The 15,383-nt window shown below is 68.3% G+C and carries 14 protein-coding genes and 1 pseudogene; 9 read left to right on the top strand and 6 right to left on the bottom strand.

Annotated features, from left to right (window positions below):
• Positions 1-2: 2 nt before the first annotated feature.
• Positions 3-1,478: a sulfatase family protein gene (locus OU415_RS27135; protein ID WP_270952107.1), complete on the bottom strand. Its 1,476-nt coding sequence runs from the start codon at positions 1,476-1,478 to the stop codon at positions 3-5.
• 147 nt (positions 1,479-1,625) lie between these two features.
• Between OU415_RS27135 and OU415_RS27130 the strand changes: the two genes are divergently transcribed.
• Positions 1,626-1,940 carry a hypothetical protein gene (locus tag OU415_RS27130; RefSeq protein WP_270952106.1) on the top strand — a complete coding sequence of 105 codons (315 nt, stop codon included), beginning with the start codon at positions 1,626-1,628 and terminating at the stop codon, positions 1,938-1,940.
• Positions 1,941-2,007: 67 nt separating this feature from the next.
• Here OU415_RS27130 and OU415_RS27125 read toward each other — a convergent pair whose 3' ends face one another.
• On the bottom strand, positions 2,008-2,865 hold the full coding sequence (locus OU415_RS27125; protein ID WP_270952105.1) for an NAD(P)-dependent oxidoreductase: 858 nt from the start codon (positions 2,863-2,865) through the stop codon (positions 2,008-2,010).
• Positions 2,866-3,343: 478 nt separating this feature from the next.
• Between OU415_RS27125 and OU415_RS27120 the strand changes: the two genes are divergently transcribed.
• Positions 3,344-3,922, top strand: a complete 579-nt coding sequence (locus OU415_RS27120; RefSeq protein ID WP_270952104.1) for a Dps family protein — start codon at positions 3,344-3,346, stop codon at positions 3,920-3,922.
• 192 nt (positions 3,923-4,114) lie between these two features.
• On the opposite strand, the gene OU415_RS27115 is transcribed toward OU415_RS27120, so the two are convergent.
• The 3 genes from OU415_RS27115 to OU415_RS27105 form a co-directional block, all read right to left on the bottom strand.
• Positions 4,115-5,182 (bottom strand): alkene reductase, encoded by a 1,068-nt coding sequence (locus OU415_RS27115; protein WP_270952103.1) that lies wholly within the window; start codon positions 5,180-5,182, stop codon positions 4,115-4,117.
• Between the two features lie 211 nt (positions 5,183-5,393).
• Entirely contained in the window at positions 5,394-5,642 is a 249-nt protein-coding gene (locus OU415_RS27110) for a hypothetical protein (RefSeq protein WP_270952102.1), read from the bottom strand.
• A 203-nt stretch (positions 5,643-5,845) separates the two neighbouring features.
• Positions 5,846-6,241 (bottom strand): hypothetical protein, encoded by a 396-nt coding sequence (locus tag OU415_RS27105; protein WP_270952101.1) that lies wholly within the window; start codon positions 6,239-6,241, stop codon positions 5,846-5,848.
• Between the two features lie 592 nt (positions 6,242-6,833).
• Here OU415_RS27105 and OU415_RS27100 point away from each other — a divergent pair.
• The 5 genes and pseudogenes from OU415_RS27100 to OU415_RS27080 all read left to right on the top strand — a co-directional run bounded on the left by OU415_RS27100 (position 6,834) and on the right by OU415_RS27080 (position 13,046).
• Positions 6,834-7,205: a MarR family winged helix-turn-helix transcriptional regulator gene (locus OU415_RS27100; protein ID WP_270952100.1), complete on the top strand. Its 372-nt coding sequence runs from the start codon at positions 6,834-6,836 to the stop codon at positions 7,203-7,205.
• Between the two features lie 209 nt (positions 7,206-7,414).
• A complete protein-coding gene (locus tag OU415_RS27095) occupies positions 7,415-8,881 on the top strand; it encodes an MDR family MFS transporter (RefSeq protein WP_270952099.1) in 1,467 nt (488 codons plus the stop codon).
• Between the two features lie 220 nt (positions 8,882-9,101).
• Positions 9,102-10,169 (top strand): annotated as a pseudogene (locus tag OU415_RS27090) (alkene reductase).
• Positions 10,170-10,474: 305 nt separating this feature from the next.
• Positions 10,475-10,933: a MarR family winged helix-turn-helix transcriptional regulator gene (locus OU415_RS27085; protein ID WP_270952098.1), complete on the top strand. Its 459-nt coding sequence runs from the start codon at positions 10,475-10,477 to the stop codon at positions 10,931-10,933.
• A gap of 487 nt (positions 10,934-11,420) precedes the next feature.
• A complete protein-coding gene (locus OU415_RS27080) occupies positions 11,421-13,046 on the top strand; it encodes an MFS transporter (protein ID WP_270952097.1) in 1,626 nt (541 codons plus the stop codon).
• A 22-nt stretch (positions 13,047-13,068) separates the two neighbouring features.
• Here the strand turns inward: OU415_RS27080 and OU415_RS27075 are convergent, their stop codons facing one another.
• Entirely contained in the window at positions 13,069-13,707 is a 639-nt protein-coding gene (locus OU415_RS27075) for a hydrolase (protein ID WP_270952096.1), read from the bottom strand.
• A gap of 580 nt (positions 13,708-14,287) precedes the next feature.
• Between OU415_RS27075 and OU415_RS27070 the strand changes: the two genes are divergently transcribed.
• Positions 14,288-14,971, top strand: a complete 684-nt coding sequence (locus OU415_RS27070) for a hypothetical protein (protein ID WP_270952095.1) — start codon at positions 14,288-14,290, stop codon at positions 14,969-14,971.
• Positions 14,972-15,228: 257 nt separating this feature from the next.
• On the top strand, positions 15,229-15,383 hold a 155-nt coding region (locus OU415_RS27065; protein WP_270952127.1), incomplete at its 3' end, for a cold-shock protein.

The raw sequence follows: 15,383 nt of genomic DNA, 5'->3' as shown, positions 1-15,383 counted from the left end.
TCTCAACGGGCTTTGGCCGCGGCAGTGCATTCGGCGTTGCCGCGGCACGCGGCGAGTTCGGTCAGCGTCCGGTGCAGCCGATCGCGCTGGTCGGGCGGCAGTTGCGCGTAGGTGTTGTCGAGCTGGTCCGGGTCCGTCCGGTTGTCGTAGTACTCGCGCTCGCCGGTCGCGTACTCGACGTAGGTGCCCTCCGGCGTGCGGATCGAGGTGTAGGTGGGCGGGATCCCCTCCTGGTTCTTCTGCTGGTCGGGGTCGCCCGGCCCGTTGCGGGGCGCGTGGTGCTCCACCAGCGCGACGTCGCGGTCCGCGGCGGGTGGCCCGCCCCGGAGGAGACCGGCGAAGCTCATGCCGTCGAGGTCGGGTCGCGGCGGGAGACCGGCTAGTTCGGCGAAGGTCGGGCGCAGGTCGATGTTCTGCACCGACCGGTCGACCACCACGCCGCTCGGCACGCCCGGGCCGGTGGCGATGAGCGGCACGCGGACGTCGGTGTCGAACGCGGTCTGCTTGCCCGCCTCCAACGCGTGTTCGCCCAGGTGGAAGCCGTTGTCGGAGGCGAAGACGAGATGCGTGCGCTGCGCCTGGCCGGTCTCGGCGAGCGTGCGCTGGAACCCCGCGAGCATGTCGTCCACAGCGAGCAGGGACCGGGCGCGCTTCCGGTACTTCTGGTCCGCGGACTCGATCTGCTCCGGGGACAGCGGCGGCAGGTCGCGCAGCCACGCGGGCTTGTCGGACCGGTCGGCTTCGTTGAAGGCCGGGCCGCGCGGCGCGGTCAGGTCGGGGAAGGCGTTCTTGTGCCGCGGTGCCGGAGTCGAGGGGCTGTGCGGCACGAACGGCGCCACTTCCAGGAAGAACGGGGTTCCTTCGGCGGCGTTGGCGCGGATGAAGGCGTTGCCGCGCTTGGCGATGACGTCGGTCAGGTAGTCCTCAGGACGCCGACCGTGGTGTTCCACCCGCCCGTTGACGTTGAGGTTGTAGTCGTAGTTGGCGTAGCCGTTGCCGGCCACTGCCCACTCGTTCCAACCTGGCGGCACGAAAGGCCGATCGCCACCGAGCGGTGCGCGCGGCTGGTAGCCGTTGAGGTACTTGCCGAGGAAACCCGTCCGGTAGCCCGCCTGCTGGAGCTCGGTGCCGATCGTGTCCCGTTCGTCCCGCTCGTGGAACACCCCGAACCCGCCGTCCGGCGGCTCGTTGGTGAACACACCGGTGTTGTGCGGGAACTTCCCGGTCAGGATCGACGACCGCGACGGGCAGCACAGCGAGTCGGTCACCGTAAAGTCGGAGAAGGTCACGCCGTCCCGCTGCATCTGCTGCAGGTGCGGCATGTACTGGACGAGGCCCGAGTCCATGTCGTCGACCAGCACGAACACGATGTTCGCGCGCCCGTCCGGGGCCGAGCTCCCCGGCGAGTCCGAAGTGGTGCACCCGGCCAGCACCAGCACTGCGGCGGCGCAAAGCGCGAGCCGCGCACGCAACACCATGATCAGCCTCCGGCTCCCGGCAGCGACGGCCCGCCCAGGACACCAGCTCGGCGACGCCCCCAGCAACCGGCACACGGGGATTCACGGCAGACTGGGACAGCCGGGTCGGGATTGCGCTGGTGCGCGATGTTCCGTCAAGCCTGGTGGTTGTCGAAGTTGGCTCGGTTCTCGCAGAGCTCGTCGTGGTGGGTGCCTGCCCAGTCGATCAGCGCGCACGCGGTGGAGCTCGTGCACCGGCAGGGGCTGAAGGTGACCGCGCTGGCCTCCGCTGGGGACGGGGAGATCCTCGTCACCAGGGGCGCTGACCACGTCCTGTCCCGCGGTGCGTCGCTCGCACCTGCTGGCTGGGACGGCATGCTCGACGCCGCGGTGCCGGGCCCGATTCACTTCGAAGATGCTGCGGCAGCCGACGCGCGACTGGCCGAAGGTGGCTTGCGCGGTCGGCTCGTCCTCATCCCGTGACACGGTGTCACAGTGGATGATCTCGGGATTTTCGTAGCAACACTCAGCGACGGGGTGCGGGCGTGATTCACGCGCGCCGGTACTCCGGTCGCGCTGTCGTGCGGCGGGTCAGGTCGACGAAGTCCGGTTCGAAGTCCTCGGTCGCGTTGACGGCCTCCCACAAACGCGTAGCACCTGCGTGGGAGATCGGCAGTTGCCGTGCCGGGTCGTCGACCGCGGACAGCAAGGTGTCGTCGTCCTCCGCGGACCGGCGCAGCGGGCGCGGGTTGGTGGTGTCGAGGGCTCGGGTGACGACGGCGGACATGGGGCCGACCGACATGAGGTCGAGCGCGGTGGCGTAGTCCTGGCCGAGGTAGTCGGCCATGTCGAGGGCTTCGCGGATGCCCGCTTCGGCGGCCATGATGGCGACGTTGGTGATGAGCTTGTACGCCACGCCGGAGCCGACGCCGCCGACCTGGCGCGATGTGCCGAGGGCGTCGAGCACCGGGCGGACTCGTTCGAAGGCGTCGTCGGGTGCGCCGACGAGGAAGGTGATGCGGCGCTCGCGCGCGTACTTCACCCCGCCGACGATCGGAGCGTCCAGGACGGTCACCCCGTCCGGAGCGGCAGCGACCACGGAGTCGAGCAGCGCCGGAGTCGTGGTCGAGCAGACGAGGACGGCGGCCCCGGGAGCGGTGCCCGCGAGGATGCCGTCCTCGCCCAGGTAGGCGGCCGGGATGTCGTCCGACATCACGAGACCGACCACGACGTCGGCTCCGCGGGCCGCATCGGCCGCAGTGGGCAGGACCTCGGCCCCGGCGGCGGAGGCGCGTTGGCGCTTGGCTGGATCGATGTCGTGGACGCGCACCGCATGTCCGCGGGACAGCAGGTGGGGCACCATCTGCTCACCCATGTCGCCGAAGCCGATGATGGCAACCGTCTTCATGTGGAGCTCCAGAGCTCTCCGGGCGTACGGTTCATACGCCGACTTTCCTACGGGCCGGAACGCCCAGCCACTCGGGCGGTGCACAGCTGGGTTCGCCTCATCGCTGGCGCCGACAGGTCCATAGTGGATTTCTGTCGCGCCGACGATGGCGCGTGATCCTTTGGAGTCCGGTCCCGACCGGCCCTGCTCGCCTGCCCCACCGTCGTTCCCGCCACGGTGCGCGAAGTGTTCTGGACCAGTGCTTCCCAGCTTCGATCCTCGGCCGGGCCGGACAGCCCCGCTGGTCCGCTGGGGCGACGGCTCACCGTTCTCACCAGCCACATCTGCCATCGCTGGCCACTGTGGTGCAAGCATCGCCACACGGCTCGACCAGTTGCTGCGCACGGGAGGCGGTCCAGAGCGTGATCGTGTTTCGGAGGTGAAGTGCCCACCGCATCATGGGGCTGCAAGCAGGACCGGCCTGCCGAGGGGGAGCGCCATGAGCACCGCAGTTGATCGTTCGGGTGGCAGCGAGCCCTTGCTGCACCAGCGAGGACAGGAGATCCAGGAATTCGGCACCGTGCGGAAGCTCCCGGTCGCGTTGTCACGGGACGTGCGGATGTATTCCTGCCAGCGGCTCAACCAGATCCTGGCCGATACCCAAATCCTGTACGCCCACTACAAGAAGCACCACTGGCTGATGCGCGGGCACACCTTCTACCAGCTGCACCTGCTGTTGGACAAGCACGCGGGGGAGCAGCTGGCGCTGGTGGACTCGCTGGCCGAGCGGGTGCAAACGCTCGGCGGGGTGGCGGTCGGCGACCCCCGCCACGTCGCGGAGATCACCCGGATCCAGCGCCCGCCGAACGGGGTCGAGGAGGTTCCCGCCATGCTGTCGCGGTTGCTGGCGGCGCACGAGGTGATCCTCGGCGATGCCCACGACGCTGCTGCGCGGGCGGCCAGCAGCGGTGACGACGGAACCAACGACCTCCTGGTCTCCGACATCATCCGCACCGGGGAGATGCAGGTGTGGTTCCTCGCCGAGCACCTGGTGGACACACCGGTGGTCCGGGCCTGACACCGGGCATCCGGAATCCGCTCGTCGGCTCCTCGGGCCGATGCCCGGCTGCATCACCGGCGGCAGCACCGGACTCCACCGGTGCCGCACGCGACGGCCAACTCCTCGGAACTCGGCGAGCTGCGCAGTTGGGCAGCTCGCCGAGTTCACCGCCGCGGTCGCGGGCATCGACCGCGATCCACCACGCCGGTCTCAGCCGAGGGCGGGGTAGTCGGTGTAGCCCGTGTCACCGCCGCCGAAGAGGCCTTCGGGGTTGACCGGGTTGAGCGGGGCGTTGATGCGGAAGCGCTCGACCAGGTCCGGGTTGGCGAGGAAACCGCGGCCGAAGGAGATCAGGTCGGCCCCCCGCCGCAGCCACTGCTCGGCGTTCGCCCGGCCGGCGTCGGCAGGTGGCTCGGGGAAGGAGTTGAGGGGGTTCACCACGAGGATGCCCGGCCAGGCGGCGCGGATCTTGTCGTTCACGTCCTCGTCCTCGGCGGCCACCAGGTGCAGGTGCGCGAGGTCCAGCGGCGCCAAGGCGCCCAGCAGCGCCGGGTAGAGCTCCGTCGCGTCGGTGTCGGCGATGTCGTTGATCGGCTTGGCGGGGGAGATGCGCAACCCCACCCGGTCGGAGCCGATCGCGTCGGCCACGGCTTCCGCGACTTCGACGACGAAGCGGATCCGGCCCTGGATGGAGCCGCCGTAGGCGTCCGAGCGCTGGTTGCTGTTGGGGGCGAGGAACTGGTGCAGCAGGTAGCCCATCGCGCTGTGCAGCTCCACGCCGTCGAACCCGGCCTCGATCGCACGGCGTGCGGCATCGGCGAACTCCGCCACGATGCCGTGGATCTCGGAAACGGTCAGCTCCCGCGGTTCGACGAGGTCCTGCGGCCCCGTCGGCGTGAAGATCTGCCCGTTCGCGCGGACGGCGGAGGGGGCGACCGGGGGCAGGCCGTGCACGCTGGGGTGTCCCACCCGCCCGGAGTGCTGGATCTGGTTGAAGATGCGTCCACCTGCCGCGTGCACGGCGTCGGTGACCACGCGCCACCCCGCCACCTGGGCATCGGTGTAGATGCCCGGGGTCCACGGGTACCCCTGCCCTTGCAGCGAGGGCTGCGTGCCCTCGGTGATGATCAAGCCCGCCGATGCGCGCTGGGCGTAGTAGGTGGCCGTGCTGGGGGAGGGGACGCCCTCCTGATCGGCACGGCTGCGGGTCATCGCTGCCATCGCCATGCGATTGGGCAGGTCCAACCGACCAACGCGGACGGGTTCGAACAAGGACACCTGAAACTCCTCTGCATTCGCTGCTGCCGGGCGGAGCGCCCTGGGAATTCCGGAAGGCGCCCGAACGCACGGCAGGTAAGGCTCGTTGAAGGACGACCTGGGTTTCATTCCTGATCGACGCAGGTGAACGTCGAGATCGAGGTCGCTTCCTTTGCGGCGGTTTTCCGTTGTGCCGGGCTGGTTCTGAGCAGCCCGGCACCACCTCGGCGGATCACATGGCCTTGAACCGGTCGGCGCTCGTGGTGTCGGCGCGGGTGATCCCGCCGGTCGACTTGATCATGAAGATGTGCGGCTTCCCGACGCTCTCGGTTCGCCGGGGCGTGGCTGTGCGGTCGCGCCGGTGCCGGGCTTTCGACGTCGGCTTCCGCAGCTGCAACCGGTTGGACGTCGGCCCTGCGATGCCGAGTGCGAACCGCAACGACAGGAATCCCGTCGCGAGAATTCGGTTGATCTTGAACATGGGAGGACACCTCGTGCTGCTCGATGTTCGTGTTGATCGCCAAGCGTTCGGATGCGCCTCGATGGTTCGCTGGAGGAGAAGCCGCGTGGCGACCTCGTACCTGGCCCGGCCGTGGCCGGAACAGGAGTGAAGGGGCGTGGTGGGTTCTCGGTTCCCGGCGAGACCCCACCACGCGCTATCCCCCGACGGTCAACGAACCGCGCTCACCGAACGGTGTGCGGGTTGTGGCCGATCAGGCCGTGGTCCAGGAAGCACAGCTCGTCCTGGTCCTCGTGGTGGTGACCCCGGACCTGGTGGAAGCTCCAGCGGATGTCGTTCCACTTGTGGCCCCGGAGTCCGTCGCGGTGGTTCCAGTGGCTCTCGCGGCCCGCCACCAGCACCGACGCGTGGCTGTTGGCCTCGGCCGTGCCGCGGCCGTGGACCTGGGCCGACGCCTGGCTGCTGGCGTTGACCGAGCCGCGGCCGTGGACCTGGGCCGACGCCTGGCTCTCGACGCGGATGTTGGTGTCCTGGCCCTCGGCGGAGGCCACCCCGGCGATGCCGAGCGCGAGGGGGAGCGTCAACGCCCCAGCGGCCAGCACGCGATTGATCTTGCGCATCAGTAATGCACCTCGTTGTGTTCGATCATTGAGATCTTGCTGTTGGGCTTTCGGCCTGGGTAGCTGATCCACGTCGTCCGCCCGGGTGGGTGCGAGACCCGCATGCTGATCTCGCAGTCGGCTCAACCGCCGAGATCCAACGGGTAATCCCCGATGATCTGTGTTGTACGAGATGGAAATTTTCCTTGCGCAATAGGGTGAATTCGATCAAAATCATGCGCCCACATAGAAGTTATATGCATGCGCATTGAGTCGCCACGGGTGCGTTGAGGCCCGTGTGGCTGGAGTGCTGTTCGTGGTCGCGGCAGATGTTCGGGAGGTAGTGGAAATCGGAGCTCTCCAATTCGCGGTTCGGGCGAGATCCAACGCCGGGTCGGTCGCGCACTGTTGTCGACCGGTTGCGATTCGACGCTCGCGATTGGGTTCGGAAGCCATTCGCGCAGGCGCCGGCTGGTGCTCGCATGCCCGTCTGCGGCACGTGCGAGCGCCGAGGTAAATTGCTGGTGAAGCAGGGTCGGGAGGGGCGTCGATGGGGCGGGGCACGCGGTCGGGCGGAGAAGAGCGGGAGCTGATGACGCTCCTGTTCGGAGTGATGGCCAGGTTGCGCGAACACCTCGATTCGGCGGCCGCTGATGTCGGCCTGAGCCTTCCCCACGCGCACACGCTGCTGCGGCTGGAGCAGCCGGAGCGGATGGGCGAACTCGCGGCCACTCTGCATTGCGAGCCCTCGCACGTGACTGCCATCGCAGATCTGCTCCAGGCGGAGGGCCTGCTCGAGCGGCAGCCCGATCCGGCTGACCGCCGCGCCAAGCTGCTCGTGCTCACGGCGAAGGGCGAGAAGCTGCGGGAGCGCCTGCTGAAGCGGTTGGGAGTCGGTTTTCCCATCGCCTCCGAACTCGATGCAGGGCAGCGAGACGCCCTGGTCCAGCTGCTGCGCGCGGCGCAGGATCCCTCCGGCGACTGACGTCGTCCACCACCGACCCTGCCGGCTCCTGCCGGGCAGGGCGTTTCGGCCTGCCCTGGCCGGCTGAGGGCTTTCCATCGCTCCACGTGCGGCACCCGGGGACATAACTTCACTCACAGAATGTTTCAATTTCTGAAGTAAGTGCCCGAGGATGGGGTGCGCTGCCTGCCGCTCGCCTCTGCTGGGCGAGGTGCCGTCGGCGAGCGTTCATGGAGATCTTGGACATGACCGTGCTGAACACGGCGCTACCGGCCTTGGGGCGGCAGTTCGGTGTCGGTACGGAAAGCCTCCAATGGCTGGTCACCGGCTATCTCGTGAGCATGGCCGTGTTCATCCCGGCATCGGGGTGGGTGGCTGACCGCTTCGGGTCCAAGCGAACGTTCTTGTTCGCCCTGGCGGTGTTCACCGCAGCGTCGCTGTGGGCCGGATTCGCTGGTTCGCTGACCGAGTTGGTGGCGGCCAGGATCGTGCAGGGGGTGGGCGGCGGTCTGCTCACGCCGGTCGGGACCGCGATGCTGTTCCGGGCGTTCCCGCCGGACGAGCGCGCGCAGGCCTCCGCGGTCCTGTCGATCCCGACCGGTCTCGCGCCGGCTCTCGGACCGGTGCTGGGCGGATGGTTGGTCGACAACGTCGACTGGCGCTGGATCTTCCTGATGAAGGTGCCGATCGGTGTGGCCGGGATCGCCTTCACGGCGGCGATGATCCGCGAGGAGCGAACCGACCACCCCGGGCGCTTCGACGTCATCGGTTTCGTGGCGGGCGGTGGCGCGCTCGCGCTGCTGCTGGTGGGTCTCGACCAGGGCTCGGCCAGCGGGTGGGGGAGTGCGACCGCGTTCGGGCCGCTCCTCGGAGGTGTGCTGCTCGCGCTCGTGTTCGTGATCGCCGAACTGCGCATCGCCGAGCCGATGATCGATCTCCGGCTGCTCCGCATCCGGCTGTTCCGGGCCGGCAACCTGCTGATGCTCCCGTCGTCGGGCGCCCTGATGGGCACGCTCTTCCTGACCCCGTTGCTGCTGCAGTCGCTGATGGGTGCGGATGCCACCGGGTCGGGGCTGGTCACCATGTTCCAGGCGCTGGGGATGACCGCGACGATGCCGTTCGCCGGACGGCTGTACCAGCGAGTCGGCCCGCGGTGGATGTTGATCTCCGGTTTCGGGGCCGTCGCCGCGTCCATCGCGGCCCTGCTCGCCGTCGACGTGAGCAGCAGCCTGTGGGCCGTGCGGATTCCGATGCTCACCATGGGCATCGGCATGGCGCTGACGGTGATCGCGTTGCAGGCCGCGACCTTCGCGCAGGTGGCTCCCGAAGCGATGACCCGGGCATCGTCGGTGTTCGCGACCACGCGTCAAGTGGCCGCGGCCGCGGGGGTGGCGTTGGTCGCCACCATCCTGACCCTCCGCACCGAGCAGCGGCTCGACGGGCTGGCACCGGTGGTGACCGACGCCGTCCGGCAGGACGCGATGCTCAGCGCCTTCCGCGACACGTTCGTCGCCGCCCTCGTGCTCGCCGTGCTGGGCCTGCTGGTCGCGCTGCGCGTTCGCGACTCGGATGCGGCTGCGTCGATGCGATCGACGAACCCGGTTGCTGAGACGGCAGAAGTCGGCGGACCGGAACAGCCCGGGATGGCCCGCCGTGCTGGCGAAGGGCACCAGCCCGACACCAGGGCAGGACTGTGACGGTGCGGCGACGCTCTGCAGGTTGAAGACCATTGCGATCCAGGTCTGCCCGCTGGGACGTGGGCAACGCCGCCCCGCGACCGTCCACAGTCTCCAGTCCTCGGGTCGCAAGGGATGGGAAAGTTCGGTTCGGGGAAGGAAGAGCTCGCGCGTGACCTGTGCGCGGTGGGCCGAGTCCGGCGGCTCGACCGTCCCCTTTTTCACAGGTGGAGAGAACTAGATGACAACTGCGTTCAACCCGTTCCAGCTCGGAGGCACGACGCTCCGAAACCGGATCGTCATGGCGCCGATGACCCGCTCGCGCGCCAACGCGACCGATGGCACGCCAACCGAGCTCATGGCCGAGTACTACACCCAGCGCGCATCCGCCGGTCTGATCATCACCGAGGGCGTTCAGCCGTCGGTCGTCGGTCAGGGCTACCCGTTCACCCCCGGGCTGCACACCGCTGAGTAGGTGGCCGCTTGGCGCAAGGTGACCGACCGGGTGCACGCCGAAGACGGCCGGATCTTCGCCCAGCTGCTGCACACAGGGCGCATCGGGCACCCGAGCCTCCTTCCGGACGGCCTGATCCCGGTCGGTGCGTCCGCGATCGCGGCGAAGCACCAGGTGTTCACCCCGGACGGCCTGCAGGACTGCGTCACGCCCAAGGAGCTTTCGGAAACCGAGATCCTCGACACGATCAGCGACTTCGCCAACGCGGCCCGAAACGCGATCGAGGCCGGATTCGACGGGGTGGAGCTGCACGGTGCGAACGGATACCTGCTGCACCAGTTCCTCGCATCCAACAGCAACCAGCGCACTGGCGCCTGGGGCGGCTCGCTGGAAGGCCGGCTCCGGTTGATGGTCGAGACCACGCGAGCCGTCGCCGACGCTGTCGGCGGTCAGCGCACCGCACTGCGGATCTCGCCGGGAAACCCGTTCAACGACATCAGCGAACAAGACCTCGAACCCACCTACACCGCACTGGTCGAGGCGATCAACCCCCTGGGCCTCGCCTACTTGCACATCGCCGAATCCGCGGACCGGTCGCTGACCAACGGCCTGCGCCGTGCTTTCGACGGGACGTTCGTGCTCAATCCGAACACCCCGGGGCGCCCCACCGGCGTCGAGGAGCTCGAACTCCTCGAGGACGGCACCGCGGACCTGCTCAGCTACGGAGTCCTGTTCATCGCCAACCCGGACCTGCCCGCCAGGCTGGCTGACGGCGGACCGTTCAACACCCCTGACCAGAGCACGTTCTACGGCGGGGACGCCACTGGCTACACCGACTACCCGAGCAGGAGCTGACACCAGCAGCGAGGAAGATGCGTCGAGCAAACCGGCAAGCGGATTCCGCTTGCCGGTTGCTCGTGGTGCTGGGCCCGGCGGAAGCCGTTCCACCGGTAGTCCCATCAGTAGAAGAAGAGAAATATTCTTGTGCAGCAACAGAAATGAGCTCATCACCATGCATACGCATAGATATGGGTGGTGCGGGTCGAGTTGCGGGGGATGGAGCGGTACCGGTGTGATCGGAGTGTCACCGCAGGTGTCCGGCCGATAGCGGAAGTCGGTGGATCCGTGGGCGGTCGCTGATCGAGGTAAGGTCGTCGGTCGTGGGACGTTCAGCTGCTGCGAAGGTGTCGAGGCGGTACAAGGTCGCCGTGTGGCGATCGATGATGGAGGTCCACGCCGCCGTGCTGCGGGAGATCGAAGCGGATCTGGCGCACAAGCACGGTCTCTCGCTGAACGAGTTCGACGCGCTGATCAACATTCCCGCTGCCGGGGTCCGCTTCCGCGAGCTCACCGACCGGGTCATCCTGAGCCAGAGCGCGCTCAGCCGACTCGTGGACCGGCTCGAAGCCAGGGGGCTCGTCGCGCGGGGTGGTGCGGAGGACGACTCGCGCGTAGTGGAGATCGAGCTCACCGAGGAGGGGAAGAAGCTCGCGCGCAGCGCCGCGCGCACGAACGCGGCAGCGGTCGAGCGAGCGTTCGCCGACCGGCTTTCCGGCGAGGAGCTGGAATACCTGTACGCGGTGTTCGCCCGGTTGCTCGGCGGGCCGGTCGAGGTCTGACCGAGGAAGTCCGCGGCTGGACTCCCGGGTCCGGGAACAACATGCGCGCGCATCGATCAGCCGGAGTCGGGCCCGGGAAGAGCGCGGCTCGGCATGCGCGCGGGCCGCTGCGGTCCGAGCGCGCGGCGGTTTGGATGTTCCTGCTGGTCAGCGGTAGGTGGTCACAGGACGTCGTGGCCCGGGTGGTCGTCGGCGGGGACGGTGCCGAGGCGTCTGGCTTGGCAGTTCTCGGAGGCATGCAGGACCTAGGCCTTGGTGTTCATGACGAACGGACCGCAGGTCGCTCGCAAGAGGTTGTCTGGCGAGATAAGAATCGTCGGAACGGATCGCGCCCGGTGCAACTCCTCTGGAACTCCGACCGCTGATTGCCCGCGGTGAGCGGGACGAGCTCCGCTGCGCTCATCGGCGGTTCATCGCCTAGCTTGTGGGAGCGAGCGAGGCGACCGCATTGGCCGCGTGGCACCGGTGCCCGGGGAGGCGGGTTGTGATGGCAGCGCCGGGGAAGCGTCACTGGGCATCTTCGGCCCAGCAGTCGTCGTGGGCTCCCATGGCCTCGGGGGTGTTCCGCGCGCTGTGGTTCGCCCAGCTCGGATCCAACGTCGGGACGTGGATGCAGACGGTCGGCGCTCAGTGGCTGCTCGTGGGCGAACCGGACGCGGCGCTGCTGGTCTCCTTGGTCCAAACCGCGGCGACGCTCCCGGTGATGCTGCTGGCGATCCCGTCCGGGGTGCTGGCCGATCTGCTCGACCGCCGGCGCCTGCTGATCAGCGTGCAGGTGGCCATGGCGGTTCTCGCGACTGCGCTGACCGTGGTGACGGCTATGGGGCTCATCACACCCGCGGTCCTGCTGTTGCTGTTGTTCCTCCTGGGGTGCGGGCAGGCGCTGACCGGTCCTGCGTGGCAGGCCGTGCAGCCGGAACTCGTCGTCCGCGAGCAGATCGCTGCGGCTGCGGCTCTGGGCGCGATGAACGTCAACGTCGCGCGGGCGATCGGCCCGGCCCTCGCCGGGGTGATCGTCGCGCTCTTCGGTCCCAGCTTCGTCTTCGCGGTGAACTCGGTTTCGTTCCTGGGAATCGTGGCGGTGCTCTGGTTCTGGAAACGGCCTGCTGCTGACCTGCCGCAACCGCCTGAACGGCTTCTGCCCGCACTGCACGCCGGTGCTCGCTACGTGCGTCACGCCCCGGTGGTGCGACGAATCCTGCTCCGGGCCACCTTGTTCATCCTCCCGGGCAGTGCCATCTGGGCCTTGCTGCCGATCGTGAGCAACCGAGCTCTGCACCTCGACGCGGCTGGCTACGGGGTCTTGCTGGGAGCCCTCGGGCTCGGAGCAGTTGCCGGCGCATCGACGTTGTCGCGCGTGCGGTCCGTCCTCACGACGAACCAGCTGCTAGCTCTGGCCGCGGTGTTGTTCGCCGTCGGAACCGTCCTGCCCGCAGTCGTGTCCAGTGCGGGTGTGGCCGCGCTGGTGTTGTTCTTCACTGGTTACGCCTGGCTCGTGGTGCTGTCGACGTTGAACTCGGCGATGCAGCTTTCCTTGCCCGCTTGGGTCCGTGCCCGCGGCCTTGCCACCTACCTGCTGGTCTTCATGGGCGGCCAGGCGCTGGGCTCGATCCTGTGGGGCGCGCTGGCCGCCGTCACCGGCCTCGCCGCAGCGCTCGCGCTCGCCGCCGCACTTCTGCTCGTCAGCGCCGTGACGGTGGGCCTTTGGCCGTTGCGACCGGAGACGGCCCGGATGGATCGGGCCGTCAGCGCGCACTGGCCGGAACCGGTATTGGTGTTCGAACCGATGCCCGAGGACGGCCCGGTGCTCGTGCTGAAGACTTACCGCGTTGCGGAGGCCCAACGCGAAGCCTTCCGGGCTGCGATGTCGGACGTGGGCAAGTCGCGACAACGCACCGGAGCCGTGAACTGGTCGCTGTACCAGGACGGCGCCGACGCGCACCGCTTCGTCGAAACCTTCCTGGTGCGCTCCTGGGACGAACACCTGCGCCAGCACCAGGGCCGGCTCACCGGCACGGATCGCGAAATTGAACAGCACGCCGAATCGTTCACCGAGGCCCGCCCGACGGTCGAGCACCTGTTCGCCGCGCATCCGACCGGCAGGACGTCATGAAAATCCCATGGCGCGGCGCACGTCAGTCGCGGTCGTAGGCGAACTGCAGGCCGGCGGTGCCACCGGTGTCGATGAACAGGCTCATGAACTCTTCGGCGGTTTCCTTCCGGGCCCAGTCGCGTTGCAGCTCGCACAGCAGTTGCACCCAGGTGATGAGGCGTGCTCCGGCCTGTTCAACCCGCCTCAGCGCGGTTTCGTGGGCGGCCACCGATGTGCCGCCAACAGCGTCGACGACCGGGTAGACCTCGTAGCCCTCGCGCAGCGCGTCGAGCGTGGGAAAGGTCAAGCAGGCTTCCGTCCACAGCGCCGCCATCACCAGCTTCTTCCTGCCGGTGGATTTGACCGCGTCGACGAACTCGGTGTCCTCCCAAGCGTTGATCGAGGTGCGGTCGTAGGTGGGGAGGTCGTCGAGGACCTTCCGGAGCTGGGGGATCGGTGGTTTGTTGAGCCCGGTCTTGACGTTGACCGTCGAGTGGACGATCGGCAGCTGGTAGGTGCGGGCGATCCTGGCCAGCCCGACGATGTTGTTGACGAGCAGCTGCCGGTCCATCGAGTCGATCGAGTTCACCTGAACTGGTTGGTAATCGATGATGACGACTGCTGAGTTCTTCGGAGTCAACAGCGCATCGGTCTCTGGATCGCGAATCTGTTCGCTGGTCATCTGCGGCCTCCTGGGTGCTTCCGTTCGAGGAGCGTGGACGCCCATCGACAGTGTGCTCCGCGATGCGGAGGCGGCGCACGACGAGGACCGGGGGCGTGGCGAATCAGGGGAGAACCACGGCGAATTCCGCTCGGCGGGGAATTAATCACGGAGAACGCACCCGCGATCGCGGCGTCGACTGTGCCGTGTCGCAGTCTCCGATGCCGGTCCGGGGCAAGGATTGTCCGAAGTGGACATTCTGAGCCGTGTGCTCCGGGTGAGGAATGGTGCAGCGGTTCGGCCGAGCTGGAATCGCCTTACGCGGAACGAACAGAGGACATCGGGAACGAACCACCCGTTCGCTCTTCTCGTTGCTGGGCAATGCTTATCCGGTGCGGGCGAGATGTACGGTGGGGCCGACGGGTCCCGCATCGACGTCCGGGTCGATCGGCGGAGGGCGTATGAGGAATGACACTCTCCGCGGCGTGTTCTTGGACGTGCGCTGGGAGCCCGGGCAGGCTGGCTGACAGCATGGGCGCCTTGGAAGGGGCGTCACGTTCGAGGCGTAGGCGCTCGCAGGGCGTCGTGGGAGGTATGCACCATGGCCGAACCGAGCCGGGCTGACGAGTCGGCGAGCGGCGAGCCGGTGGTCGGGGAGAACCCCGAGCAGAAGGGCGCTGAGCAGGCCGAAAGCCAGGTCGAGGCCACGCAGCACGAATCATCCGCTGACGAGTCGTCCGTGCAGGCCGAGTCCGCGGAAACCAAGGCCGTGGAGGCTGGGCCTGCGGACACCGAGCCTGCGGACGCGGAGTCCGGGGAGGCTGAGTCTGCGGACGCGGAGGAGGCCTCGGCGCCCCCGAAGCGCGGGGGCAAGAAGGGGTTGCTCGTCGGGCTCGGCACCGGACTGGTCGTGGGCGCCGTCGCCGGGCTGGCGTTCGCCGGCCTGGTCAAGCCGAACTTCCTCGTCGGTCCGGGCAAACCGGATGACAAGGCGTCCGCGGTCACCGCGGCCCTGGCAGGCAAGGACGCCAGCGGTCTGGCGGCCAGTTCCTGCCGAGGCCCGGACGGCACGCTGGCCCCGCAGCTCCCGCCGGAGGCGTTGCAGCTCATCCAGTCCGCCAAGCAGTCGGGCCCGCCGGTCCAGTCGCTGGACAGCGAGGCCGTGACCCCTGTGGAGCTCACGCTCACCGCGCAGGGCCAGACCCAGACCCTCCCGGTCGACGTCGTCCTCGGCGTGACCGATGGCGAGTGGTGCATGAAGGGCCTCTCGCAGCGGCAGCAGTAGTCGGTCCTCACCCGGGTGCGGCTGACGCGATTCGGTCGCATCCGGGCGGTCCGCTGGGCAACGCGGCCCGCAGTCGTGTAAGTTCAACACCGGTCGCAGTAAGTTCTGTTTCGTGTTTTGCGCAGGCTCGCAGGATATCGATGCGGGTGAGCCGCTTTCTTTGGTCAAGCTGGAGTTAGCAGCCGTCTGAGATCCCTCCGGCCCCGGCAGGCATGCGAGATGTCGCCGGTTCACCTCTAGCTCCCAAGGAGATCGTCATGGCACAGGGAACCGTGAAGTGGTTCAACTCGGAAAAGGGCTTCGGCTTCATCGCTCCTGACGACGGCGGCCCGGACGTGTTCGTGCACTACTCGGCCATCGACTCGTCGGGCTTCCGCGAGCTGTCCGAGGACCAGAAGGTGACCTACGAGGT

Origin of the sequence: Saccharopolyspora oryzae, assembly GCF_027853915.1 — a bacterium.
In the GTDB taxonomy this organism is placed as follows: Bacteria; Actinomycetota; Actinomycetes; order Mycobacteriales; family Pseudonocardiaceae; genus Saccharopolyspora; species Saccharopolyspora oryzae.
Note: the sequence above shows the minus strand (reverse complement) of the source record. Positions and strands in the feature narration are given on the sequence as shown.